At 49.1% G+C, this 641-nt stretch carries 2 tRNA genes and 1 rRNA gene; all 3 read left to right on the top strand.

Annotated elements, in window-relative coordinates:
- Positions 1-64, top strand: a 16S ribosomal RNA gene (locus F7R20_RS31440); the annotation flags it as partial.
- An 81-nt stretch (positions 65-145) separates the two neighbouring features.
- A tRNA-Ile gene (locus F7R20_RS31445) sits at positions 146-222 on the top strand.
- A 30-nt stretch (positions 223-252) separates the two neighbouring features.
- Positions 253-328: transfer RNA gene (locus tag F7R20_RS31450), tRNA-Ala, on the top strand.
- The last annotated feature ends 313 nt before the right edge of the window (positions 329-641 follow it).

A 641-nucleotide genomic window follows, 5' to 3' on the forward strand; every position in this document is an offset into this window, starting at 1 on the left:
CATGACTGGGGTGAAGTCGTAACAAGGTAGCCGTAGGGGAACCTGCGGCTGGATCACCTCCTTAATCGACGACCGCAGCTGCTTCATGAGCTCCCACACGAATTGCTTGATTCATTGAAGAAGACGAAAGAAGCAGCCCGAAATTGGGTCTGTAGCTCAGTTGGTTAGAGCGCACCCCTGATAAGGGTGAGGTCGGCAGTTCGAATCTGCCCAGACCCACCAATTTTGTGTGGGAAACGCCTGTAGAAATACGGGGCCATAGCTCAGCTGGGAGAGCGCCTGCCTTGCACGCAGGAGGTCAGCGGTTCGATCCCGCTTGGCTCCACCACTACTGCTTCGATTGTATAAAGCTTAGAAATGAGCATTCCATCGATTCGATGGTGAATGTTGATTTCTAGTCTTTGACTAGTTCGTTCTTTAAAAATTTGGGTATGTGATAGAAAGATAGACTGAACGTTACTTTCACTGGTAACGGATCAGGCTAAGGTAAAATTTGTGAGTGGCTCTTAGAGCCAGATCGAATTTTCGGCGAATGTCGTCTTCACAGTATAACCAGATTGCTTGGGGTTATATGGTCAAGTGAAGAAGCGCATACGGTGGATGCCTTGGCAGTCAGAGGCGATGAAAGACGTGGTAGCCTG

This window comes from Pseudomonas brassicacearum subsp. brassicacearum (genome assembly GCF_008801605.1).
Classification (GTDB): Bacteria; Pseudomonadota; Gammaproteobacteria; order Pseudomonadales; family Pseudomonadaceae; genus Aquipseudomonas; species Aquipseudomonas brassicacearum.